The sequence below is a fragment of the Vibrio sp. D431a genome, from assembly GCF_030248655.1.
Taxonomy (GTDB): Bacteria; Pseudomonadota; Gammaproteobacteria; order Enterobacterales; family Vibrionaceae; genus Vibrio; species Vibrio alginolyticus.
The window spans coordinates 336,024-358,949 of record NZ_JAHGAP010000015.1; the positions used below are offsets into that span (position 1 = coordinate 336,024).

A 22,926-nucleotide genomic window follows, 5' to 3' on the forward strand; every position below is an offset into this window, starting at 1 on the left:
GATATGAAGTTATGGGACCACCCCATGTCGGAAAACGACTTCCGTCAGTGTTTGCGCATTGCAACTGGTGCGACCATTGGTTTCACTTTATGTAAAGTATTTGGTTGGAACTATGGCGTATTCTTTACTGTAACCCCGATGCTGTTACTTGGAATGGTGCCAGTCATGAGTCTACATGCCGCACGACAACTGATTTTTTCAGCGGTTGTGTGTGGATTAGAAGTTGGTGTTCTTGGTGGGTTATTTGGTGGGCACCCTGGCATGATGACAATCATTGCATTCGGGTTGTTTCTGTATAAATTCGCCTGTATGTCAAAAGGGAGCTTATTCTTATTTGGAGCGAACAGCGTACTGAGCTTAAGCATCATGCTGCATTTTGCGAGTTATCCAACCACTGACTTAAATGACCTAATATTTAGCAATCTGCAAGCGAATGTTATTTCAGTGATCGTTGCTTATGTGGTGACATTTTTGATTCCCGATGCGGAACCTCGTCAGCCACCAGCGAAACCGTCGCAGCCTAAACAGAGTCATCGCATGCGTCATGAAGCCCTTATGGGGGCGAGTATCGCTACAATGTCTTTCCTTGTATTCCAGCTATTTGACCTCAGTGACTCTATGTCTGCTCAGGCGACAACCTTGCTTTTATTGTTTCCTATGCATTGGAACGGTGCTTTAGGGTATGCGCGAAAAAGAGCAATGGGGACCTTGATGGGGGTGACCTTTGGTATCGTCGGACAACTTGTATTATACGATTGGTCGGATACCTTATTGTTTATCGTCCCATTGCTTTGGATTGGGGCTATGATGTTCAGCTATATGCACGTGAAAGAGTCTAGCGGTTCGGGAGCCGGATTTGGCGGCTTAACCACATTAGGCATTTTGTTCGGCCAATATCTTACTCCGGATGGTGACTTAATGTTCAGTGCGCTGTATCGCGTGAGCAGTATTTTGTTTGCTATTGTTGCGACGCTGCTTGTGACCTATACGGTTCACAGAATACTCAACAGCTTTGAGGCGACGCGCTTTAGCGAGCAGTAAGTTCAGACGTTACTGGTTAGAAAGGATTGCTCCAGTAACTCTGTTTTTAGTTCGTGAGTCATCGCAATGGGACTGGCAAACTTAATTCCAACTACCCATCCCTTCACCAATTTCTTAATGTTGGCAATGACACATCGATTTTCTTCTCCGATATAGTGGCTTAACGGGCATTCGATGGTAACACTCTCACCCACGTTGAATTCGGGCTCAATCAAGGTTGATATACCAACACCTGCTAGAGAAAAATCGATAAGGCTACCGTCGTAGACATTCCCTGCATGAATAACGTTACAGTCCATTTGCAACTTGTAACGCTCATGTTCCCGAACTGGTTTGGTTGCAAATGTTCCTGGAATGCGGATAAACAAAAGGGGGGATGGTCGAACGGTCGTCGTCAGCACGCTGGACTTAAACGCAATGACATGGCCTAACTCCGTATCTGATACTCCACGCACGATGATATCGGCGTTGGGGAGTTTTCTCATCACTTGCTCTTCAAGCAAACGCATTGGTATATCAAGAATCAAATAAGCATTTTCTTTCATCCCAAGATAAGTGGTGGAATACGTATATTGATCCTTAGGCCCAAATTCGAAATTAGTAGAAAGTTTCATTCCCGGTTTGAGAAACCTATGCAGTTCATCTTTAGTATGAGTGGCTGGCATCACATTGGCGTTTTAATTTTTAGTTAAGCTGAGGCTATCAAAACGCCATTTTGTTATTCAAGATAGTAAGGCATAAGTTTTTGTAAAATCATCGCTATCTGTGAAGTGGTGGGCGATAAGTTTGGCTCATTCCACCTTTCATAAAGATTTGGCTTGCCACAATACTGCCGCATGTGACCAACATCAGCGCTAACCAAGTGAGAGAATCTGGTTGTTCACCAAAAATTGGAACGGCAAGAAGTGTCGCGACGACTGGAGTTAATGAACCAAAAGCTGCGCTGGCTTCGGCACCGATGATCCTAATTGCATAAATGAAAGTGAAAGAAGCGATTAAACCTGCGCCAACACCTTGTAGCATCGCGTGGCCAAATAACTCCTTCCATGGCCACTGGCTGAACGGTGTTACCACCAAATAACTGTCTACCCACCCGAAACCAACGGCGATGATGAGTAGAGCCAAAGACGCGATTGCAACGAATCCTGCACAGACGTGTGCATTAAGATTAGCGACACGAGCGCTGATGGTGAAAGCAGCCCACATGATGCTGCCAGTTAGAAACAGGATATGCCCTTGCAACTGAGACCAGTTGTACTCTGCGCCGCTATTAGAAAGAAGGAATACGAAAATCCCTAACAACACCGTAGAAAGCCCGATTAAGCGGTGAGCACTCAGCGACTGTTGATAACAAAGTACCGCGATAGCAGAAACAAACAATGGCAAAGTGCCAGGTACTAATGCACTGCCGTGCGCCACGGGAGCGAAATGCATAGCCGTTCCGACGACCAGAAGATAGGGAAGGCCGCTTCCAACCACAACACCAACCAGGTAGCGTTTAGGCACTACGCGTAGCGACTGTTTATGCTTAATCACAAATGGTAATAAAATTATACTTGGGATTAGAAAGCGAACTAACGCGATATCGGCTGGCTGCAAGGCAGAAATTGCGCCCCCTTTTAAAGAAATAAAGAAACCAGACCAAAGCAGTAAGGTCGTTAATATAGCTGCGTATCCCAAGATCATTATCGACATATCCATTTGTAAATGATGTGTTAATTGTTGAATAAAACTCTTGCCAAAGGGAGGCAAAGTTTGACGTAATTAGGCTTGATGTTGGTGATAAATTGCGTATAAATGTTAATTATTAGTGATTAAAGGCACAGAAGAATAAATGGATAAAATTGACAGGCAACTTATCAACCTAATGCAGAAGGATGCCACTCTGACAACGGCAGAACTTGCTGACCAAGTAGGGCTATCGGCATCACCTTGTGCAAGACGCATTAAGCGTTTGGAGCAGGAAGGTGTAATAAGTGGTTATCGAGCTATTGTGTCCAGAGACACTGTAGGCATCGCGATGACTGTATTTGTTGAAGTGAGTTTAAATAACCACCAAGCTTCTTCGATTGATGAGTTTGAACATGCCGTTGTTGAGATGGATGAAGTGATCTCATGCCATGTCGTATCAGGGGCCTATGATTACCTGTTAGAGGTGGTCAGTAAAGATCTCGCTGGTTATGAAACATTTACTAGAAAGTTACAGCGATTAGAAAATGTGAAAGATATTCATACCCACCTGGCGATTAGACAAGTGAAAGGAAATGGCAGTTTGCCGATTTATGCATAAGAAAGATGAAATTTTTCGATAGACTTAAGATTGCCCACTATCATCGAAAGCGATATAGACAGTTTGGTAAAGACAGAGCCCGAACTCTGGGATGGGCAGATAAGTATAGTCAGATCAGCCGTTTTGAGGCGTTGTGCCGAGGGTTAACGTTAGACGGTTCAAGTATTTTAGATATTGGGTGCGGCTACGGAGACTTGTTAGCGTTTATCGAACTTACGGGGGGGCTTCCTCAAAGCTATATTGGCATTGATCAGCAAAAACAGTTTATCTCTGAAGCCAGAAAACGAGATTTTCGTACGCAAAGTAAGTTTATATGTGGCGACTTTTCAACGTTGGTATTGCCTCGTTGCGACTTTGTTTTTGCTTCCGGATCATTGAACTATCAATCCACCAACCCAAATCATACCATTGAAATGATTGATAAAATGTACCGAGCGACAGAGAAAGGTTGTGTGTTTAACTTGTTGGATGAATCCAAACTACCCAGCATGAAAATGTTAGCGTCGCACAATAAAGAAGGTGTCTTTCGCTATTGTCGGTTGCTGTGTCCGAATACACGATTGATTGAGGGGTACTCCGAGCACGACTTTACGATTGCCATGATCAAAAAAGCGGGGTCCGTTTCCTGACTCCGCTTTATAAATTCTTAAGCCTTATTGGTTTTTGTATTGTGAGATTTCACAGTTACCTGTGTATCTATCAACCTTGAATGAGAACGCGGCTGAATGGTATTCCCTCCCATCACTCCATATTGTTTCTCCGAAGATTTTACAAAGATCCAAATCACTGATTGAACCGAACTCTTTTACGTGCCTAACTACTGACAAAAACTTGGCTTTGGTAGCATTAGGACATTCCCTGTTACTTAATCGATTGATAACCATGTTTGTAGCATCATCTCCAGCCAAATGTGACTTTTTATTAAATTTTATTAATGGCTAAACTAACCAAAAAATGTCCATAAGTAAAGCATTAATGTGACGTATGTCTCTATAAATTGATTGTCTTGGTCATGGTTTAGTCAAGTTTGTCAAAGGGAACAATCCCATTATTTACATTTGATATCATTCACGACTAAGGAAAGATAAAAAGCACGAATAACGTCCAATATTGGAGTGAAAAACCAACATCGTCTATTCAAAACTGGCTCTGTTTTTACTTCGAAACATCTTGAGCGTATTGAAGCGCTCGAGCTTCTTTATCATAGACTTGTGACAGAGTTTGATATTGTGAAGAGAGGCGCTTGTAATCTTCAGCAAGTTCCAAAGCGTTGGTGTTATACCATTCCGCAGTTATTTGATTGGCTGTTTTGTTTGACTCGCGGCACTTCTGGGCCAGTATCTCCCACCCATTTGCTGACCATTGGGATTGTGTGCTCAATTTAAGCAGCTGATTCGCTTTAGTTGTGAGCTCTTCTTTGTATTGAATCGATGCTTTTAATTGCGCTTTGAACACATTTTGGTTCGACTTGGCACGCCAAAGTAGCACGAGCTCATGCAGTGAAAAGGTTTCGGACAATAACTGACGCTGTTTATGTTCGGTCAAAAGTGTATTGAATACCTCAACATGCTGATTGTAATTGGACTCTAAACGATTGAACTGGGTAAGATTGTCATTCCACGACGATGGGTTACATTGAATATTGGCGTGCCCCGTTATCGGGAACAGAAGAAATAGTAGTATCCAATTGAGTCTGTTGATCATTATTGCTCGCGTTAGTTGACCTGCTCTTTTGAGTATATACCCAAATTTCTACGACATGCGTGCTGCTGGTGGGATAAGAATAAAGAATGAAAAGGAAAAGGGCATGAAGAAAATTCTCGTCGCATTGATTGTCATGCTGTTGCTCGGCGGAGCGGGGGCTGGATACTATTTCTTCTTTATGCAGAAAGATGAACCTGAAGCACCAAAGGCTACACAAGTCGAGCAATCGTCACTGCAAAAAGAAACATCCAAACCGATTCTGGATTTAGAAGCCGTTCCCCCGGAAGTTACCGAGTACTACGTTATTGAGCGTCGTGTCAATGTTTACAACAAGCCTAACCTTAATGCTTTAGTTGTCGATACGCTCTATAAGGGAGAAAAAGTATCGGTGTTAGAAAAAGTAGATGGGTGGTACCGAATCTCCGGCTATCTTGTCTATGAAGAGGGTGGAGAAGAAAAAGCCGAATGGTTGAATGCTGAAGGGTTATCGGATGCAGAGCCAGTTATTAAAGAGCAAGAGCGCTTAGAGATATTGGATGAATACCTACAGAAGTCGGATGATTTAAAAGTTCACTTGGATATTTTCCGTAAGAAAACACAGCAATTGTTAGACGATGAAACCTGTGATCCGAGTGATTTTGAGGAGCTCGGGGGTTGGGTGCGTTCTGTGACGTTCAAAAAGCGCAACGTTTACTTCATCTATTGTGGCGGTTTGGAGCAAGAGAACAAGATCTACTTAGATGTTGATAAGGGCGATATTTTTTATCGATAACTCACCACCAATTACACTAGTTTTCTAAAGACGTTTTGATAAATGCAATAACGATGCAAACCTGAAATCAGAGATTTATAACTTTTTAGTTGTGAACCATAATCAATAGGAATACTATCAACGAGTCAAGTGACCTAACTTGGCTCTTTGTGTTTTTAGTGAGTTCCTATGCCTTGGATTTACCTTAGAAAGTTGATTTTGCTGCTATTTGCAATTGTATTGCTACCAGTGCATGTATCTGCGGCGCAAATCGACCACAAGGCTCACGTACCGCACTTTTCTAAGCTACAACCTTTTGTAGCCGTAAGTGTGTCGCCAAACTCTTCCGTCGATTTTTCTGAAGTTTCAGAAGAAAGCTCTCAATCTCCAGTATCTGAAGGCCATGCAAGTCTCGATTCCGTTGCTTTGTTTAACTCTCAGCGCTGGACGTCTTACTTACGGGAAGGGCTTGATGACGAGCACGTAGATTTTGTCGGCGATCTCACTACTCCGTTTTACGCTGATGCGGGTTACGCATACAGCTTGATGGACATTAACTGGCGTCACAACCAGTCCACATTTTATCATTTCACAAGCGATCATCGCATTTCTGGTTGGAAAGAGACCAATGCCATGTACGTCGCACTCAATAGTCAGTTTTCTGCCTAAACACCATCTATTTGCACCATTGTGCACTCTTAGCACGACGATTGTATTCGACAGGACGTGAGCGTTCTGAGCATTTCATACCCTGAATTTATTCTGGGAGCATCTGTCGTGTGTTAAGCCTTGTTATTAAAAGCTTCACTTCATTGTGAAGGGATGATGTTTACATGAAAAAAACACCAAAGCAGCAAAAGAACAGAAAGCTGATGAATCACTACTCAGCTTGGAAATATGTCGTATTAATCACGACAGTCATTATTTTAACCCTAAGTGCTATACCAACTTGGTTTGGTGAACAGCCTTCTATCCAGTTGACGTTTGCGGATCAAAACAACAGCGAAATGTCGGTTGTTCATCTGAATCAACTGCTAAAAACCAACCATATTTCAGCCGACAAAATCATCGAAAAAGACGGCAAAACAACCATTGTATTCGATGGTGAAGATGCGCAAAGTAAAGCTCGTGCGTTGTTAAACAAAGAGCTAAATAAAGACGACAGCATCACTTTCTCATACGTATCGGTTGCGCCAGAATGGTTAAATGAGATGGGCTTTAGCCCAATAAAGCTCGGTCTTGACCTTCGTGGTGGCGTTCAGTTCTTGTTGAATGTTGATGTGAATAAAGCGTTTGAAGAACAACGTGATGCGTTGATTGATGAAATCAAAGCGAACCTACGTGATCAACGTGTTCGTGGTGTGCAAGTTCGAGCAGAGAGCGGCAACCGAATTACGGTAAACAGTGACAGCGAGCAAGCATTGTCGGAAGTGAACAAGTTCTTGCGTCAAAACTACCCGGGCTGGATTTCAAAAAGTTCATCTCGTGGCTTTGTGCTTGAACCGAGTGAACAAAATATCCAAGAATTTCAATCGTCGACTCTTCAACAAAACCTGAAGATCATGCGTGGTCGTATTGAAGAACTTGGTATCACAGAAGCACTAGTGCAACGCCAAGGTAAAGAGAGCATTCGAATTGAACTCCCTGGTGTACAAGATCCTGCTCAAGCGAAAAACGTTATTGGTGCAACAGCAAGCTTGGCGTTTTATGAAGTGAAAGATGCGAGCCAAGCACACAGCAGCCAAGATCTTGTTCTTCAAGATAATGATGGTCGTACTGTGATTTTGTCAAAACGACCAGTTCTAACGGGCGAGCACATCGTGAACGCTCGTGCTGGTGTCGACAAAATGGGCATGTCAGAAGTCAATATTTCTCTTGACCACGCTGGTGGTAAGAAAATGAGCGACTTCTCAGCAACTCACATCGGCAAGCCAATGGCGACCGTTTACCGAGAGTACAAGACAAACGATCGCGGTGTAACCGAGCGTAGTGAGCGCGTTATCAGCGTCGCAACTATTCAATCTCAACTTGGTAGCCAGTTCCGTATTACTGGGGCAGGTAGCATGGACGATGCGCAGCAGTTGGCGCTATTGCTTCGCGCGGGGTCACTGACCGCGCCAGTTACTATTGTGGAAGAGCGAACAATCGGTGCTTCTCTGGGTGCAGAAAACATTGAAAACGGTTTTGCAGCACTGGCTTTAGGTATGGGACTAACACTGACCTTTATGGCACTTTGGTACCGCCGCTTAGGTTGGGTAGCAAATGTGGCGCTTTGTGCCAACATGCTTTGTTTACTTGGCTTAATCGCCTTGTTACCAGGAGCGGTTCTAACGCTTCCAGGTATTGCCGGTTTAGTGTTAACCGTCGGTATGGCAGTAGACACCAACGTTATTATCTTTGAACGTATTAAGGACAAAATGCGTGAAGGCCGCAGCTTCGCTCAAGCGATTGATCTTGGCTTTGAAAGCGCATTCTCGACCATCCTTGATGCCAACATTACTACCATGATCACCGCCGTGATTTTGTACGCCATCGGTAATGGCCCAATCCAAGGCTTTGCCTTAACACTCGGATTAGGTTTGTTAACCAGTATGTTTACAGGCGTATTTGCCTCTCGAGCAATGATCAATTTAATTTGGGGCCGCGATGCCCGTCGTGATGTGAGGGTTTAATCATGGTCGAAATGCTAAAACAAAATATTCGTAAAATTCGCTACTTTACTACGCTAGTTTCCATCATTTTAACGGTGATCGCGATCGTCGCTCTAGGCTTTAAAGGGTTGAACCTAGGTTTGGACTTCACTGGCGGTATGGTGACAGAAGTAAAGGTAGATAAGCAGCTAACTAACCATGATCTGCTTGACGTTCTGCAACCAAAGCTTGGTGAATCTGCGTCAGTGACACGCTCTGGTGAAGATGGCCGTTGGGTGATTCGTTACTCTGCGCCGGAAGATGGACAAACGTTGCCAAGTGTAGAAGAGGTGTTGAAGCCAATCTCTCACCAAGTTGATGTTGTCAGCAACAGTATAGTTGGCGCTCAAGTTGGCCAAGACTTGTTTGAACAAGGTGGCTTAGCATTGTTGATTTGTGTGTTGAGTATTCTCGGTTACTTGTGTTTCCGTTTTGAGTGGCGTTTGGCAAGCGGTTCACTGTTTGCTTTGGCTCATGATGTGATCTTAGTGCTTGGTTTCTTTGCAATTACTCAAATGGAGTTCAACTTAACCGTTTTTGCTGCTGTGCTGGCGATTTTAGGTTACTCATTGAATGACTCGATCATCATTGCAGACCGAATCCGTGAGCTGTTGATTGCGAAACAGAGTTGGAAAACAGAAGACATCAATGATCAAGCTGTTATCGCGACGTTTTCACGCACTATGGTGACATCTGGTACGACATTGATCACTGTTGGTGCATTATGGATTATGGGAGGAGCGCCTTTGGCTGGTTTCTCAACCGCCATGTTTATTGGCGTTCTGTCGGGTACATGGTCTTCGATTTCGATTGGTACTGTGCTGCCGGAGTGGTTGAAACTGGAGCCGAAACATTATCTTCCAGTTGAGATTGACGCAGCGCCGTAGCATTATTTTTAAGGTAAAAGTGCTTGCGCCACTCATCTTGAGTGGCGCTTTTTTGTGCTTATTTCACGCGCATCAAGCGATGTTTCACAAGTCCCAAATCGAACTCTAAGACTTGTGAGCGCTTCATTGCTTCGACTTTATTCAACATCGACTCTTGGTAGCCTTTCTTCTTCATCCACTGAAGAGGTACAGAGAAAGTATCTTCATTAACGACATAAGACTCGCCTTTATGCTCACCGCTATAGACGTTCACAACCCAAACTCGGGCTTGAAAGTCCAATACTTCACCCATGACTTTAGCGATTTTATTCAGAATATTTTTCATTGTTTCCAGTTTGCCTTAGCTTAGTAGCAACCAGACACCAACTCCCATCATTAAAGTGCCTGCGATACGGTTCATTAGGCGTACATTCTTAGACTGACCTAATACGTGTTTCAACCCTTTACCACCAGTAGCGTACAGAGACATGCAAATGAACTCAAACAGTAAAATAATGGAGACAAGTATGATCAGTTGCGGTGCAAGTGCTGCGTTTTGGTCTATAAAAGGCGGTAAAAGAGAAATCATAAATGCCCAGCCTTTTGGGTTTGCGATTGCGGTAACGAAGCCTTGCATGATAAGTGCGATATTGTCACTCTTTGGTGTTTCTAAGTTGTCGACATTAATCGCAAGTTTCCCTCGCGACCGCCACATTTCAACTCCAAGATAGAGTAAATAACCGCCACCAATGAACTTTAACGCGATAAACATCCAAGGATAATTGAGCATAATCGCAGCGATACCTAACACCGCAGAGACTGACACCAGCGCAACACCGAGAAGCTCTCCTATCATCATCCATAACGTGCGACGATAACCGATACTCATACCTAACGTTAGGGCGAGAGTCATGCACATACCAGGCGTGATTGAGACAAAAAAGAAAGTAGGGATGAACATACTGAGCAATGCAAGATTCATATCTGTTGATGATTTAGTGATTAAAGAGAAGCCACAAAGATAGTGCAAAGTGGAAAAGGATGCTACTACAAAGCGAACGATTACTTTCACTAGTAGCTAGTTGATGTTCTTCGAATATATAAATTTAAAATGAAATTATATTTTAATCTATGCGTCATAATAGTGCGTATTGCACCAGTATGAGACAAGCTCTTATATCATTTTTAGATTAAATATATTTAATTTATTATATTTTATCGGTATTAATCATCACTGTATTAAAATAATCGAATTGATAACTAAATCATCATTAAATGCAGTAATTAAATGATATGTTTGATAATTATTTTTACTGATAATTGAATTATTATTCTAATCTCAAGTTTGTTGTAATCATATAGGCTTAAAATTCAGATCTTAAATCATGACATAATGTAACGTCTACCATTCTGTATGTAAGTTCATGATATTTAATAATTATGTTTCTATTTCCGTTGGTGTGGCTTTTGTGGAAGTGTGATTTAAAACAATGACTTATGTAAAATTAACCATTTTATAACATTTCACGGGTAATGAGATCTAAATCAATCTTATGCAATTGGGTGAGTTTTTTATTTGAAATGTAATATTTCTAGGTTAACTTAAAATAAAGGCAGCACGGGATTGGTTGTCAAAAGAATAAATAAACACGTCAGTTGGTGAACTATTTCATCAGTGTATTAAGTTTGCTTTTTAAATGCCGTTAAGAATGGAGTCTTCAATGAAGAAAGTCGCTTTGATCACTGGATCAAAAGGCGGAATTGGTTCTGCTATTTCCTCTCAATTAGTCAATGACGGTTACCGTGTAATCGCTACTTATTTCACAGGTAACTACGAATGTGCGCTGGAGTGGTTCAACAGCAAAGGGTTTACCAAAGATCAGGTTCGCCTTTTTGAGTTGGATGTAACAAACACGACAGAGTGTGCAGAGAAATTGGCGCAATTGCTTGGGGAGGAAGGAACCATTGATGTTGTTGTCAACAACGCAGGAATCACACGTGATGGCGTGTTTAAAAAGATGACTGCGCAAGCTTGGAATGATGTCATCAATACCAACCTCAATAGTTTATTCAACGTTACGCAACCCCTCTTCGCTGCAATGTGCGAAAAAGGCGGTGGTCGTGTCATCAATATCTCTTCAGTCAATGGTCTTAAAGGGCAGTTTGGTCAAGCAAACTACTCGGCGGCGAAAGCTGGGATGATCGGTTTCTCTAAAGCCTTAGCATACGAAGGTGCTCGCTCGGGTGTGACAGTTAATGTTATCGCTCCGGGTTACACGGGTACGCCAATGGTTGAGCAAATGAAGCCAGAAGTGCTGGAATCCATCACGAACCAAATTCCAATGAAACGTCTTGCGACACCAGAAGAAATTGCAGCATCAGTGAGCTTCTTGGTCAGCGATGCGGGCGCCTACATCACCGGAGAGACTTTGTCGGTGAACGGCGGCCTATACATGCACTAAGGAGAGAAGATGATGGAAAAAGTATTTATCGTAGCGGCGAAGCGTACTCCAATTGGTGCTTTTGGTGGCAGCCTGAAAAATACTTCTGCTGGCGATCTGGCAGCAGTAGCGATTAAAGGCGCGTTGGAAGCGGCAAAGTTGCCTGGCGACAAGGTTGACGAAGTGATTGTTGGCAACGTTGTTGGTGCAGGTCAAGGAATGGGTGTTGGCCGCCAAGCGGCACTGTTTGCGGGGATTCCTGAATCTGTTCCTGCATATGGCGTAAACATGGTTTGCGGTAGTGGCATGAAAACGGTCATGGATGCCGTGTCCCATATCCGTAGTGGCGATGCTGAGATCGTTGTAGCAGCGGGTGTTGAAGTCATGTCTCAGATTCCGTTTGCTGCACCAAGCAGCATTCGTGATGGCAACAAAATGGGCAATCTGGAGCTAAAAGATCTGCTCGTAGCGGACGGTTTAACCGATGTTTACAACCAATATCACATGGGTGTGACGGCAGAAAACGTAGCAAAACAAATCGGCTTAACTCGCCAGCAGCAAGACGAATACGCGCTGTCTAGCCAACAGAAAGCGGTAGCCGCTATCGAAGCTGGCAAATTTCAAGACGAAATTGTGCCAGTGGAAGTAAAGCAACGCCGTGAAACCGTGATGTTTGATACGGATGAATACCCAAAAGCGAACGCGACAATGGAAGCCTTAAGCAAGCTACGTCCTGCTTTTGACCGCGAAGGCACTGTGACTGCGGGTAATGCATCAGGCATTAACGATGGAGCGAGTGCGATTATCGTGGCGTCTGAAAGCGCAGTTAAAGCGCATGGATTAACGCCGCTTGCTGAGATCGTAAGCTATGCGCAATCGGGTCTTGATCCGAAGATCATGGGCCTAGGTCCTGTTGAGTCGGTCAATAAAGCACTCGAAAAAGCAGAACTCACAGTAAATGATATCGACGTTTACGAGTTAAACGAAGCATTTGCAGCGCAAGCACTTGGCGTGATTCATCAGTTGGCGGAAACAAACCAAGTTCCAGTTAACGCGATTCAAGATAAAGCGAACTTTAACGGTGGTGCTATCGCGCTAGGACACCCGCTTGGTGCATCTGGAAACCGAATCTTAGTCACGCTGGTTCACGAGCTTCATAAGCAAAATGGTCAATATGGCGTTGCTTCACTTTGTGTGGGCGGCGGCATGGGCACGGCTGTGGTTGTAAAGACAGTTAAGTAATTATTTAAACGGACATTTTTTAATTCTTTCTCTAGGAGACAAACCATGTACACAGATTTCTTCAAAACATTTAGCGATCAAACTGAAAAAAATCTAGAACCTTACTTGAAGTTCAACAAGCTAGTGACAAAAAACGTAGAAGTGTTGACCGAGCTTCAATTGAACGCCATTCGCACATACAGTGAAGTGGGTCTAAACCAGATGAAAGCAGCGACAGAAATCAAAGACGTAACGTCATTGACTGCTTTCAACAGTCAGCAACTAAGCGTACTTACTAAACTTTCTCAACAAATGATGGATGACAGCAACAAGCTTCAAGCGATTGCAAAAGAGTTCAAAGAAGACGTTGAGAAAATGACTTCGGAAAATCTAAAGACTGTTACTCCAGCGTAATTTGTCCGATTCTCGCCGCCCCTAGATTTGGGCGGCGTTGTTTTTTCCGAATATAGGAGTAAGACTATGTTTCAACACTTCTTTTCGGACTATCTTGTGAAGCTTCAGGAAACCAATCATCAGTGGTGGCATGATTTCGAAGTGAACAAGGCAGTCGTGAACTCTCCTTTAAACAAGGCCATGCAAGAAGTGAACTTTGAGGATACTGCCAAACTGTTCGAACAAGCTGCGAATCAGCCTGCTGCGATTTTAAAGCTGCAAGCACAGTGGTGGGAACAGCAGCTGCAAATTTGGCAGAATGTTGCATTGGCAGGGAACCAAGCACAAATCGTCGAAGCTGAAAAAGGGGATAAGCGTTTCTCAAACGAAGCGTGGCAAAATGAAGCCATGTATAGCTTCATCAAACAATCCTACCTTTTATTTAGTAAGACCTATCTGGACACCATCGAGTCTTTGGAAGGCTTAGATGAAAAGACGAAAGAACGTATTATTTTTTTCTCTCGCCAAGCCATTAACGCCCTTTCTCCTTCCAACTTCATCGCCACTAACCCAGAGCTTTTGAAGCTGACACTTGAGCAAAACGGTCAAAACTTACTGGCAGGCTTAGAGCAGTTGAAAGAAGACGTTGAGTCGAGCGCAGACATTTTAAAAATTCGTATGACGAATAACAATGCATTCCGCGTGGGCGATGACGTTGCGACGACACAGGGCAATGTGGTTTTTCAAAACGAATTGTTTGAGTTGATTCAATATCGACCTCTAACAGAGAAAGTGAATGCGACGCCGCTGCTCATCGTCCCACCTTTCATCAATAAATACTACATCCTTGATTTAACGGCAAAGAACTCAATGGTTCGATGGTTGTTAGAGCAGGGGCACAGTGTATTTATGATGTCTTGGCGCAATCCAGGCAAGGCACAAGCGCACATAGAGTTTGGTGACTACGTGACAGAAGGCGTAGTGAAAGCCGTCGCTGCAATTGAAGATATAACAGGACAAGAGCAAATCAATGCTGCTGGTTATTGTATTGGTGGTACTGTTTTAGCAAGCACGGTTGCGTACTACGCTGCAAAACGTATGAAGAAGCGCATTAAGTCTGCCACTTTCTTCACCACGTTGCTCGACTTCTCTCAACCAGGTGAAGTCGGCGCGTATATCAATGACACCATTGTTAGTGCAATTGAAGCGCAAAATAACGCGAAAGGGTATATGGACGGCCGTTCCTTAAGCGTGACGTTTAGTTTACTGCGTGAAAACAGCTTGTACTGGAACTACTACGTAGACAACTACTTGAAAGGCAATAGCCCAGTCGATTTTGACTTGTTGTACTGGAATAGTGACAGCACCAACGTCAGCGCTGCATCTCACAATTTCTTGCTTCGCGAGCTCTATTTAGAGAACAAGCTGGTGCAAGATAAAGGCGTCAAAATTGGTGGAGTATGGATTGATCTAAATAAGATCAAAATTCCTAGCTATTTTGTGTCAACGAAAGAAGACCATATTGCGTTATGGCAGGGAACTTACCGTGGTGCGCTGAACACGGGTGGTAACAAAACATTTGTCCTCGGTGAGTCTGGTCATATTGCGGGCATCGTGAATCCTCCAGCTAAAAATAAGTATGGTTATTGGTTGAACGATAATTTGGATGACTCTGCTGATGAGTGGTTGAATAACGCGGAACACAGAGAGGGATCGTGGTGGACACACTGGAACGAGTGGTTACTCCAATTCAACCCTAAAGAGCAAGTTGAGCCTTTCCCTATTGGCTCAGAAAACCATCCGGTTATTGATGAAGCGCCAGGACAATACGTCAAACAGGTTCTGCCAGTAAAAGAATCTTAAACAACTCCCTATAGCAGTAAATCTTAGCGGCCTTTATGGTCGCTTTTTTTATGTATGATTGCTTGTTTATTTATTGTTGGCAGTACCATTGAGCAATAAATAAAAAGCGCCGAGCATTTGCTCGGCGCTCAGTGTCAACAAATAGGCTAGTTGACGAGTAGAGATGCGTTACGTTACACCTCTTTATCCTTACCAAATGACAGCAGCCAGAGAGAGATTGCTGCTACCGCCACAAAGCCGGAAAGAATAATCACTGGCATAGCACTGTAGCCAAGGATATGCCAAATTACAGATTCTAATGTACTCATGGTAAGTCTCCTTAGTGCCAGCCTTCAACGCCGCTCATGTCTGGTAGTTTGTGCGCAATACCTTTGTGACAGTCTACACATGTTTTCTCGCCTGAGGCTAGAGCGGTGGAGTGCTGTTCTGCCGCACGTGATCCTTGCTGAGAGTAATCCATGAAATCAAACTCATGACAGTTACGACATTCAAGAGAGTCATTCTTTTTCATACGTGCCCACTCTCGCTCTGCGAGGTGTCCACGACGCTCTTGGAACTTCTCTGGCGTATCGATCGTCTTCGTTACGAAGTGTGCAAATAGCTCTTTAGATGCCTGTACTTTACGAACGATCTTATCCGTCCATTCATGAGGAACGTGACAGTCTGAACAAATCGCACGAACACCAGATCGGTTGGAGTAGTGAATTGTTTCTTGAATTTCAGCAACGATCGGCGCGTGACAGCCAGAACAGAATTCTTCTGTGTTGGTTGCTTCCATACCTGTGTTGAATGCGCCCCAAAATAGAAGGCCACCAGCGAAGCCTAGAAATAAAACCACACCAGCGGCAGCTTTACTCGGGCTCGACAGTCTCTTCCAAAACGCTTTAAGTATTTTCATAAGTAACCTCTTAGTACTCGCGTTTCAATTACTGAAGCGAATCGACTGCCTTAAACTCGTTTTCCACTAGTGGTTTTGCATCCGTTTGTGGAACGTGACATTGCAAACAGAAGTAACGACGAGGAGACATATCTGCCAGTACCGCATCTTCTCTGTTTACATAGTGCGTTACGCTAATTTTAGTCGCACCTGACTCTTTTGCATTTTTCCAGCTATGACATGCAAGACACTTGTTAGCATTTAACGAAATTTCGTAGTGACGAATGCTGTGTGGGATCAACGGTGGTTGATAAACATAGCTGTCTTCAACAATTTGATCTTTAGGGAAGTCTTTGAACTCGTCTGCTGGACGCGTATCTTCCAATTGAGACATTCCACGTAAAGATTCTAGACCTCCAATACCACCTGGATTATCCAACTCAGCTTGCGCAATGCCTGTCACTAACGCACCTACAGATAAAACTGCGACAAGTAATTTTTTCATCATTTCATCTCCGCCTTTATGGCTTAAATTCTTTATTAGGCCGCCATAATGACGGCCGTAGCATTCAGTATCTGAAGGTTAAGCAATCTTAGTGATTTTGACTGGGCACTTCTTAAAGTCTGTCTGTTTAGACAGTGGATCAGTCGCATCTAGGATAAGCTTGTTAATCAAAATACGTGCATCAAAGAACGGTACGAATACCAAACCTTTTGGCGGACGGTTACGACCGCGAGTTTCAACACGAACGCGTACTTCACCGCGTTTGTTTGCCATGAGTACTTCTTCACCACGACGAACATTGCGTGCTTTTGCGTCTTCTGGGTGCATGTAACACACAGCGTCTGGTACTGCTTTGTATAATTCAGGTACACGACGAGTCATGGTGCCTGTGTGCCAATGTTCAAGAACACGACCAGTACATAACCACATATCAAATTCATCGTTCGGTACTTCTGGTGGCGCTTCGTATGGCGCGGAAATGATCTTCGCTTTGCCGTCAGCATTGCCGTAGAAGTCCCAACCAGAGCCTTCTTTCGCGTATGGGTCTGAACCTTCTTTAAAGCGCCACTGTGTTTCCTTACCATCAACAACAGGCCAACGTAGACCACGTACTTGGTGGTAGCGGTCGTATGGAGCCAAATCATGCCCGTGACCACGGCCAAATGTTGCGTATTCCTCAAACAGACCTTTTTGAACATAGAAACCGAAGTGGTGAGCATCGTCATTCAGTTCACGAGCTTCTTCGATAGGGAATTTGTCGACGTTACCATTGCGGTAAAGTACGTCGTACATTGTTTTACCACGGTATTGAGGCGCTTTCGCTAGAAGCTCTTCAGGCCATACTTCTTCCATTTTGAAGCGTTTCGAGAACTCCATTAGTTGCCAAAGGTCCGATTTTGCTTGACCGACTGTGCCCACTTGTTGGTACCAAGCTTGGGTACGACGCTCTGCGTTACCGTAAGCACCTTCTTTTTCAATCCACATTGCGGTAGGAAGAATAAGGTCTGCTGCTTGTGCTGTTGCTGTCGGGTATGGGTCAGACACAACGATGAAGTTTTCTGGGTTGCGGTAACCTGGAAGACGTTCTGTGTTGATGTTTGGACCGGCTTGCATGTTGTTGTTACATTGAACCCAGTAACAGTTCAGAACGCCGTCATTCAGCATACGGTCTTGCAATACGGCGTGGAAGCCAGGTTTTGGTGGAATCGTACCTTCTGGCAGTTTCCAGATGTCTTCTGCAATCTTACGGTGTTTAGGGTTAGCAACCACCATGTCCGCTGGTAGGCGGTGAGCAAACGTACCAACCTCACGAGCGGTACCACATGCTGATGGTTGGCCCGTTAGTGAGAATGGGCTGTTCCCCGGAGTCGAGATCTTACCGGTTAGTAGGTGGATGTTGTAAACCAAGTTATTCATCCATACACCACGAGTATGCTGGTTCATGCCCATTGTCCATAGAGACATCACTTTCGTGTTTGGATCCGCGTATTGCTTCGCAAGCTCGATAAGCTTCTCTTTCTCAACACCAGAGATTTCAGATGCTTTCTCTACTGTGTATGGCGCTACTGATTTCTTGTACTCTTCGAATGAGATAGAAGTGAGTTTGCCAGAGTTCGGGTTCTTCGCTGCTTTTTGTAGCGGATCATCGTCACGTAGACCGTAGCCGATGTCAGTGTCTGCTTGAGTGAAGTTCGTGTGTTTGTTCACGAAGTCCCAGTTTACTGCATCGTTTTCGATGATGTAGTTTGCGATGAAGTTAGCAATTGCAAGGTCAGACTGAGGATTGAAAATGTAGCCGTGGTCTGCCAACTCAAATGAACGATGGTAGTAAGTAGAAAGCACGTTCACTTTAACGTGAGGGTGGCTTAGGCGGCGGTCAGTAATGCGAGTCCATAGAACCGGGTGCATCTCTGCCATGTTTGAGCCCCAAAGAACGAAAGCGTCTGCGTTCTCAAAGTCATCGTAACAACCCATTGGCTCATCGATACCGAATGCGCGCATGAAACCTACAACGGCAGAAGCCATACAGTGGCGAGCGTTTGGATCAATGTTGTTTGATCGGAAGCCTGCTTTCATTAACTTTGATGCAGCGTAGCCTTCCATTACTGTCCATTGGCCTGAGCCAAACATACCTACGCTTGTTGGGCCTTTTTTCTCGAGGGAAGCTTTCCATTTCTCAGCCATGATGTCGAAAGCGTCATCCCAAGAGATAGGTGTAAATTCACCATCTTTGTGGAATTTGCCATCTTTCATTCGTAGCATCGGTTGAGTTAGACGGTCTTGACCGTACATGATCTTAGAAAGGAAGTAACCTTTGATGCAGTTCAGACCTTTGTTTACTGGTGCTTCTGGGTCACCCTGTGTTGCTACCACTTTGCCGTTTTGAGTGCCAACAAGAACAGAACAGCCTGTACCACAGAAACGACAAGGTGCTTTGTCCCATGTGATTTTGGTTTGATCAGAGCTTGCAATCAGGTTGGCTGCAGATGCTGGTAGTGTCACACCTGCGACAGCAGCAGCTGATGCAGCCGCGTTTGCTTTCACAAACGCACGTCTTGTCATTTTCATACTTCACCCTCGATTTGGGAATGTTGTGTTCCAGTGTCTTCTTCATCCGTTTCTTCAAGCCCAGTTTCGATTTGGTGATAAACCAATACCGTGCTTAAGACGTTCGGTAAATTATTAATGGCATCGATAGTGTCTGTGATGAAACCTTGGTTCTCAGTTTCAAGTACGACGATAATCTTGCCTTCAGGACTGTCACCATAGATTTCCGCATTTTCGTGTGCTTCTATCTTTTGTTTGATTTCGTCCAAATGTTCCGGCAGCACATGTACTACCAAACTTGAAATATGCACTTCATTTAGTGACATATAGCTCTCTCATTTATTTTTATTGCCTTTGGCCGACGACATTCGGCTTAGGCTGTTGTATTGCTCACATTGATGGATGAAGTCGGGCACACTGAAACACAGGCGCCGCAGCCGTTACACTCATCAAGGTCTAAATTGGGTTGTGCTACTTTCCCCAGTTCTAATTTGAACTGAATTGCCATCGGGTCGCACATATCCCCACAGCTTCGGCATTCGACATTTTGTTTTGCTAAGCAGTTATCGTTGATACTTGCTTTTGCTTGCCAAGGTTGTTCTGTTTCTGGCAAGAAAAGGGGCTCAGGACAGGCGTTTGCACATTGATAGCAAAATGTGCATTCATCGATGGAAAAATCGACCGAGGGGAATCCGCCATCACTTTTGGTTATAATCTTTGTTTCACAGGCCTCAATGCATTTACCGCAGCGAGTGCAATCGTCCGTAAACTGTTGCGGTTTAGTTAACCAAGGCAAACGTACGGCGTTGTCGGGGTGCGCTTTTCTTGCAAAGAGTCTTCTTCTGGAAAGGTCTACCACTTAGTCACCTCGAAACTTGGAACCCAAACTAAGCATAGTCCACAATTTTCATTAATAAACTGTCATTTAAACTAACGAAATTGTAGTTTTTGACATATTTGTATAAATACCTCTTAGGGGGTAAATGGTATGCAATATTGTTTTGGATCAATAAATTCCGTCGCAGGTGATCACATATTGATAAAGTTGAAAGGTAATGGGTTCATTGCACGTACAAATAGGATTGTTAATGGGCGAGGAACTCAGATTGTTTAAAAATGTGAAAAAGTCAGTGACGCGCACGATTGCGTCCGCGATGCTTCTTATTTTGCTGCTCTCAGTCGCTACGACTGGTTTTGCGATTTTTACGTTAGCGTCCAGTTTGAACGATGCTGAAGCCGTCAATGTTGCTGGCTCGATGCGAATGCAAAGCTACCGTCTGGCGAATGATATTCAGGTTAAATCTGTTGACTATTCTTCACATATTGACGCATTTGAACATTCGATATATTCACCTTCAATGAAAGCGCTTCAGCATTGGTCTGTGCCAGAAGACATCACTCACGATTACTACCGTCTTATTATCAGATGGCATGAACTCAAGGCGGTGCTTAGAGGAGACAACCCGGCAGAATATCAACTCCTAGTGGCCGGTTTTGTTGAACAAATCGATGAGTTTGTATTTAAGCTACAAAGCTTTTCGGAGCAAAAACTGATTAACTTAGCTTGGATCGGCGGGTTAGGGTTGGGTGGCATTCTTTGTGTCAGTATGTTTGTCGTTCATTTTGTGCGCCTCGAAGTTGTTCGGCCTCTGCGTGCTTTAGTTTTTGCTAGCGAGCAAATTAAAAATCGCTCATTTAATATATCGCTCAATATATCCAGCGATAATGAAATGGGAATACTGACTCGAACCTTTAATCGGATGGCGACAGACCTTGGTAAGTTGTACCGAGGATTAGAACAAGCGGTTGATGAGAAAACACGTAAATTGCAGCATGCCAACCAGTCTTTAGAGGTGCTGTATGACTCGTCAAAAGAACTCACGGCGTCGCGTATTAATCAAGACAATTTCCAGGCGATTTTGCAGCATATCGTCAGTCTTGAGGGCATTAAAGCGGTCAAACTTGAAATCGAGCAGCTGGGAGAACCGAGCTGGATATTGATGGAAGGAGAAGAATGCTGCCAAGATTGTGATGAAGATTGCCACGGTAAAGCCCTGATGCTAGATGGTGAGCACTTGGGCTATTTATATTGGAAAGCAGGGTTACCTTGTCCGAACGAGGCTCTTATTGACAACTTCGTGCAGATTTTATCACGCGCCGTGTATTACAATCGGGCGCAGCGCCAAGCAGAACAAATTCTGCTGATGGAAGAGCGAGCCACTATTGCTCGGGAGTTGCATGATTCATTGGCTCAAGCACTCTCTTACTTAAAAATTCAGGTCGCTTTGTTAAAGAGAAGCGTAAAGAACTTGCCTGACGAAAAGGCGATCGCTCAGGCTAATCAAGTTATTGCCGAGCTAGATACGGGCTTATCTGCCGCTTATACGCAGTTACGCGAGTTACTGACGACGTTTCGTCTTACGATTAAAGAGGGCAGTTTTGGCCAAGCATTGCAAGACATGGTTGAAACGCTCAGTGAACAAACTGCTGCGGACATTACGCTAAAAAATAGACTTTCATCAACTGAACTGGATGCACATCAGCAGGTTCATTTACTACAGTTGATAAGAGAAGCGGCAATTAATGCAATCAAACATGCGCAAGCAGATAATATTCACATTCAATGTCTCGATAATGATGGAAAAGTCACAGTAACCGTTAGCGACGATGGAATAGGCTTTGAACATCAAGACGAAAAATTAAATCATTACGGTATGAGTATCATGCAAGAGCGGGCCGCTAGACTGCATGCCGATCTGCACATCGAAGCATCGATAAACAAAGGTTGTGCCGTAAAATTAGAATTCCAACATAGTAAGGAAGTAAACAGTGACAGTGTGTAAAGTAATGCTGGTGGATGATCATCCACTCATGCGAAGAGGTATCCACCAGCTTTTAAGCTTTGAGCCTGAGTTTGAGGTCATTGCAGAGGCAAGTAATGGCGCGGATGCAGTAGCGAAAGCGCATGAGCTGGAACTGGATCTTGTACTTCTTGATCTTAATATGAAAGGCATGTCTGGCCTTGATACTTTGCAAGCACTGCGTGCAGATGGCTGTGAAGCCCGAATTGTCATTCTAACCGTTTCAGATAGCCCAGCAGATATCGAAGCAATAGTTCGAAGTGGTGCCGATGGCTATTTATTGAAAGACACTGAGCCCGATGAGTTGGTTGAGTTGCTAAAACAAGCGCACCAAGGGGACAAGGCATACAGCCAAGAAGTTTCTAAGTATTTGAGTGAACGTTCAGAGCAAGAGGACGTGTTTGATACACTGACCGATCGTGAATCTCAGATCTTAAGAGAGGTGGCAAGAGGTTTCCGCAACAAGCAAATTGCCGATCGTCTTTTTATCTCTGAGTCTACGGTTAAAGTACATATGAAGAGTTTACTTAAAAAGCTTCAAGTACCTTCTCGTACTGCAGCAACCGTCCTTTATCTTGAGCGCTTTGGCGACATCAAATAACATTGTTGGATTTGAATCTGTAATAATAAATAAAATCAAACAGTTATATTGATTCTGACGAGTAAAAAAACCGCCTGTTAGGCGGTTTTTTTACTTGTCTGGGCGAATAGAGTACAAGTCACTGTTGTGCTTACCACACTCCAAATAGTACTGATAAGCCACTTTTTTGCTTTCAGCAATGACTCTCATGCAGTGCATTTTCCCCTGTTCAAAATATCGAATCTCATATTCTACACTGGTATCAAGTTGCTCAGCGGCTGCCATACTTCGCCTCC

General features: G+C 43.9%; 25 protein-coding genes. 13 read left to right on the forward strand and 12 right to left on the reverse strand.

What is annotated here, in order from left to right; translation table 11 throughout:
* Positions 1-3 precede the first annotated feature (3 nt).
* Entirely contained in the window at positions 4-1,041 is a 1,038-nt protein-coding gene (locus KJB35_RS14550) for a DUF2955 domain-containing protein (protein ID WP_017635179.1), read from the forward strand.
* Between the two features lie 2 nt (positions 1,042-1,043).
* On the opposite strand, the gene KJB35_RS14555 is transcribed toward KJB35_RS14550, so the two are convergent.
* Positions 1,044-1,706 carry a flagellar brake protein gene (locus KJB35_RS14555; protein ID WP_054576118.1) on the reverse strand — a complete coding sequence of 221 codons (663 nt, stop codon included), beginning with the start codon at positions 1,704-1,706 and terminating at the stop codon, positions 1,044-1,046.
* 94 nt (positions 1,707-1,800) lie between these two features.
* Positions 1,801-2,727: a DMT family transporter gene (locus KJB35_RS14560; protein WP_064354860.1), complete on the reverse strand. Its 927-nt coding sequence runs from the start codon at positions 2,725-2,727 to the stop codon at positions 1,801-1,803.
* A gap of 148 nt (positions 2,728-2,875) precedes the next feature.
* On the opposite strand from KJB35_RS14560, the gene KJB35_RS14565 reads away from it, so the two are divergent.
* Together KJB35_RS14565 and KJB35_RS14570 are read left to right on the forward strand one after the other, a co-directional pair.
* Positions 2,876-3,331, forward strand: coding sequence for an Lrp/AsnC family transcriptional regulator (locus KJB35_RS14565; RefSeq protein ID WP_005373581.1), 456 nt, complete (start codon positions 2,876-2,878; stop codon positions 3,329-3,331).
* Positions 3,332-3,336: 5 nt separating this feature from the next.
* Positions 3,337-3,960, forward strand: a complete 624-nt coding sequence (locus tag KJB35_RS14570) for a class I SAM-dependent methyltransferase (RefSeq protein ID WP_017635182.1) — start codon at positions 3,337-3,339, stop codon at positions 3,958-3,960.
* 526 nt (positions 3,961-4,486) lie between these two features.
* Here the strand turns inward: KJB35_RS14570 and KJB35_RS14575 are convergent.
* Entirely contained in the window at positions 4,487-5,035 is a 549-nt protein-coding gene (locus tag KJB35_RS14575; RefSeq protein WP_017635183.1) for a hypothetical protein, read from the reverse strand.
* Between the two features lie 103 nt (positions 5,036-5,138).
* Here KJB35_RS14575 and KJB35_RS14580 point away from each other — a divergent pair, with 103 nt between their 5' ends.
* The 4 genes from KJB35_RS14580 (at position 5,139) to secF (ending at position 9,363) form a co-directional block, all read left to right on the forward strand.
* A complete protein-coding gene (locus tag KJB35_RS14580) occupies positions 5,139-5,807 on the forward strand; it encodes an SH3 domain-containing protein (RefSeq protein ID WP_213901431.1) in 669 nt (222 codons plus the stop codon).
* Between the two features lie 168 nt (positions 5,808-5,975).
* The gene (locus KJB35_RS14585) at positions 5,976-6,455 is read left to right on the forward strand and encodes a hypothetical protein (RefSeq protein WP_213907778.1); all 480 of its coding nucleotides are present in this window, start codon (positions 5,976-5,978) and stop codon (positions 6,453-6,455) included.
* A gap of 164 nt (positions 6,456-6,619) precedes the next feature.
* Positions 6,620-8,458 (forward strand): protein translocase subunit SecD, encoded by a 1,839-nt coding sequence (gene secD, locus KJB35_RS14590; RefSeq protein ID WP_213907779.1) that lies wholly within the window; start codon positions 6,620-6,622, stop codon positions 8,456-8,458.
* 2 nt (positions 8,459-8,460) lie between these two features.
* A complete protein-coding gene (secF, locus tag KJB35_RS14595; protein WP_005373567.1) occupies positions 8,461-9,363 on the forward strand; it encodes a protein translocase subunit SecF in 903 nt (300 codons plus the stop codon).
* A 58-nt stretch (positions 9,364-9,421) separates the two neighbouring features.
* Here secF and KJB35_RS14600 read toward each other — a convergent pair whose 3' ends face one another.
* Both KJB35_RS14600 and KJB35_RS14605 read right to left on the reverse strand, forming a co-directional pair.
* Complete coding sequence (locus tag KJB35_RS14600) at positions 9,422-9,688, reverse strand: hypothetical protein (RefSeq protein ID WP_017819888.1); 267 nt, start codon at positions 9,686-9,688, stop codon at positions 9,422-9,424.
* A 15-nt stretch (positions 9,689-9,703) separates the two neighbouring features.
* Positions 9,704-10,324 (reverse strand): LysE family translocator, encoded by a 621-nt coding sequence (locus tag KJB35_RS14605; protein ID WP_021035942.1) that lies wholly within the window; start codon positions 10,322-10,324, stop codon positions 9,704-9,706.
* A 739-nt stretch (positions 10,325-11,063) separates the two neighbouring features.
* On the opposite strand from KJB35_RS14605, the gene KJB35_RS14610 reads away from it, so the two are divergent.
* The 4 genes from KJB35_RS14610 to phaC all read left to right on the forward strand — a co-directional run bounded on the left by KJB35_RS14610 (position 11,064) and on the right by phaC (position 15,260).
* Complete coding sequence (locus KJB35_RS14610) at positions 11,064-11,804, forward strand: SDR family oxidoreductase (protein WP_005373555.1); 741 nt, start codon at positions 11,064-11,066, stop codon at positions 11,802-11,804.
* Positions 11,805-11,816: 12 nt separating this feature from the next.
* Positions 11,817-13,025, forward strand: a complete 1,209-nt coding sequence (locus tag KJB35_RS14615) for an acetyl-CoA C-acetyltransferase (RefSeq protein WP_031777157.1) — start codon at positions 11,817-11,819, stop codon at positions 13,023-13,025.
* 45 nt (positions 13,026-13,070) lie between these two features.
* Positions 13,071-13,418, forward strand: coding sequence for a phasin family protein (locus tag KJB35_RS14620; RefSeq protein ID WP_005373550.1), 348 nt, complete (start codon positions 13,071-13,073; stop codon positions 13,416-13,418).
* Between the two features lie 66 nt (positions 13,419-13,484).
* Entirely contained in the window at positions 13,485-15,260 is a 1,776-nt protein-coding gene (gene phaC / locus KJB35_RS14625) for a class I poly(R)-hydroxyalkanoic acid synthase (protein ID WP_213883397.1), read from the forward strand.
* A gap of 173 nt (positions 15,261-15,433) precedes the next feature.
* Here phaC and KJB35_RS14630 read toward each other — a convergent pair whose 3' ends face one another.
* The 6 genes from KJB35_RS14630 to napF form a co-directional block, all read right to left on the reverse strand.
* Positions 15,434-15,568, reverse strand: a complete 135-nt coding sequence (locus tag KJB35_RS14630) for a TIGR02808 family protein (RefSeq protein WP_005373546.1) — start codon at positions 15,566-15,568, stop codon at positions 15,434-15,436.
* A gap of 11 nt (positions 15,569-15,579) precedes the next feature.
* Complete coding sequence (locus tag KJB35_RS14635) at positions 15,580-16,158, reverse strand: NapC/NirT family cytochrome c (protein WP_005373542.1); 579 nt, start codon at positions 16,156-16,158, stop codon at positions 15,580-15,582.
* 28 nt (positions 16,159-16,186) lie between these two features.
* Positions 16,187-16,642 carry a nitrate reductase cytochrome c-type subunit gene (locus tag KJB35_RS14640; RefSeq protein ID WP_005389061.1) on the reverse strand — a complete coding sequence of 152 codons (456 nt, stop codon included), beginning with the start codon at positions 16,640-16,642 and terminating at the stop codon, positions 16,187-16,189.
* A 78-nt stretch (positions 16,643-16,720) separates the two neighbouring features.
* Positions 16,721-19,210 carry a periplasmic nitrate reductase subunit alpha gene (gene napA / locus KJB35_RS14645; RefSeq protein ID WP_005389060.1) on the reverse strand — a complete coding sequence of 830 codons (2,490 nt, stop codon included), beginning with the start codon at positions 19,208-19,210 and terminating at the stop codon, positions 16,721-16,723.
* Complete coding sequence (locus KJB35_RS14650; RefSeq protein ID WP_005373535.1) at positions 19,207-19,515, reverse strand: chaperone NapD; 309 nt, start codon at positions 19,513-19,515, stop codon at positions 19,207-19,209. Before KJB35_RS14650 ends, napA begins: the two co-directional genes overlap by 4 nt.
* Before the next feature lie 47 nt (positions 19,516-19,562).
* On the reverse strand, positions 19,563-20,048 hold the full coding sequence (gene napF / locus KJB35_RS14655; RefSeq protein WP_005373529.1) for a ferredoxin-type protein NapF: 486 nt from the start codon (positions 20,046-20,048) through the stop codon (positions 19,563-19,565).
* Between the two features lie 247 nt (positions 20,049-20,295).
* On the opposite strand from napF, the gene narQ reads away from it, so the two are divergent.
* Together narQ and KJB35_RS14665 are read left to right on the forward strand one after the other, a co-directional pair.
* The gene (gene narQ, locus KJB35_RS14660) at positions 20,296-22,032 is read left to right on the forward strand and encodes a nitrate/nitrite two-component system sensor histidine kinase NarQ (protein WP_213907792.1); all 1,737 of its coding nucleotides are present in this window, start codon (positions 20,296-20,298) and stop codon (positions 22,030-22,032) included.
* Positions 22,033-22,036: 4 nt separating this feature from the next.
* On the forward strand, positions 22,037-22,651 hold the full coding sequence (locus tag KJB35_RS14665) for a response regulator (RefSeq protein ID WP_031777156.1): 615 nt from the start codon (positions 22,037-22,039) through the stop codon (positions 22,649-22,651).
* 90 nt (positions 22,652-22,741) lie between these two features.
* Here KJB35_RS14665 and KJB35_RS14670 read toward each other — a convergent pair whose 3' ends face one another.
* Positions 22,742-22,915, reverse strand: coding sequence for a hypothetical protein (locus tag KJB35_RS14670; protein WP_005373524.1), 174 nt, complete (start codon positions 22,913-22,915; stop codon positions 22,742-22,744).
* Between the last annotated feature and the right edge of the window lie 11 nt (positions 22,916-22,926).

Excerpts from the sequence above, each read along its gene's own strand:
- KJB35_RS14670 (WP_005373524.1), bottom strand. The coding sequence starts at position 22,915 with ATGGCAGCCGCTGAGCAACTTGATACCAGTGTAGAATATGAGATTCGA.
- KJB35_RS14575 (WP_017635183.1), bottom strand. The coding sequence starts at position 5,035 with ATGATCAACAGACTCAATTGGATACTACTATTTCTTCTGTTCCCGATA.
- secD (WP_213907779.1), top strand. The coding sequence starts at position 6,620 with ATGAAAAAAACACCAAAGCAGCAAAAGAACAGAAAGCTGATGAATCAC.
- KJB35_RS14650 (WP_005373535.1), bottom strand. The coding sequence starts at position 19,515 with ATGTCACTAAATGAAGTGCATATTTCAAGTTTGGTAGTACATGTGCTG.
- KJB35_RS14565 (WP_005373581.1), top strand. The coding sequence starts at position 2,876 with ATGGATAAAATTGACAGGCAACTTATCAACCTAATGCAGAAGGATGCC.
- KJB35_RS14640 (WP_005389061.1), bottom strand. The coding sequence starts at position 16,642 with ATGAAAAAATTACTTGTCGCAGTTTTATCTGTAGGTGCGTTAGTGACA.
- KJB35_RS14635 (WP_005373542.1), bottom strand. The coding sequence starts at position 16,158 with ATGAAAATACTTAAAGCGTTTTGGAAGAGACTGTCGAGCCCGAGTAAA.
- KJB35_RS14550 (WP_017635179.1), top strand. The coding sequence starts at position 4 with ATGAAGTTATGGGACCACCCCATGTCGGAAAACGACTTCCGTCAGTGT.
- KJB35_RS14585 (WP_213907778.1), top strand. The coding sequence starts at position 5,976 with ATGCCTTGGATTTACCTTAGAAAGTTGATTTTGCTGCTATTTGCAATT.
- KJB35_RS14665 (WP_031777156.1), top strand. The coding sequence starts at position 22,037 with ATGCTGGTGGATGATCATCCACTCATGCGAAGAGGTATCCACCAGCTT.
- KJB35_RS14600 (WP_017819888.1), bottom strand. The coding sequence starts at position 9,688 with ATGAAAAATATTCTGAATAAAATCGCTAAAGTCATGGGTGAAGTATTG.
- KJB35_RS14615 (WP_031777157.1), top strand. The coding sequence starts at position 11,817 with ATGGAAAAAGTATTTATCGTAGCGGCGAAGCGTACTCCAATTGGTGCT.
- KJB35_RS14580 (WP_213901431.1), top strand. The coding sequence starts at position 5,139 with ATGAAGAAAATTCTCGTCGCATTGATTGTCATGCTGTTGCTCGGCGGA.
- KJB35_RS14560 (WP_064354860.1), bottom strand. The coding sequence starts at position 2,727 with ATGATCTTGGGATACGCAGCTATATTAACGACCTTACTGCTTTGGTCT.
- phaC (WP_213883397.1), top strand. The coding sequence starts at position 13,485 with ATGTTTCAACACTTCTTTTCGGACTATCTTGTGAAGCTTCAGGAAACC.
- KJB35_RS14630 (WP_005373546.1), bottom strand. The coding sequence starts at position 15,568 with ATGAGTACATTAGAATCTGTAATTTGGCATATCCTTGGCTACAGTGCT.
- KJB35_RS14555 (WP_054576118.1), bottom strand. The coding sequence starts at position 1,706 with ATGCCAGCCACTCATACTAAAGATGAACTGCATAGGTTTCTCAAACCG.
- KJB35_RS14610 (WP_005373555.1), top strand. The coding sequence starts at position 11,064 with ATGAAGAAAGTCGCTTTGATCACTGGATCAAAAGGCGGAATTGGTTCT.
- KJB35_RS14620 (WP_005373550.1), top strand. The coding sequence starts at position 13,071 with ATGTACACAGATTTCTTCAAAACATTTAGCGATCAAACTGAAAAAAAT.
- KJB35_RS14570 (WP_017635182.1), top strand. The coding sequence starts at position 3,337 with ATGAAATTTTTCGATAGACTTAAGATTGCCCACTATCATCGAAAGCGA.
- napA (WP_005389060.1), bottom strand. The coding sequence starts at position 19,210 with ATGAAAATGACAAGACGTGCGTTTGTGAAAGCAAACGCGGCTGCATCA.
- secF (WP_005373567.1), top strand. The coding sequence starts at position 8,461 with ATGGTCGAAATGCTAAAACAAAATATTCGTAAAATTCGCTACTTTACT.
- KJB35_RS14605 (WP_021035942.1), bottom strand. The coding sequence starts at position 10,324 with ATGAATCTTGCATTGCTCAGTATGTTCATCCCTACTTTCTTTTTTGTC.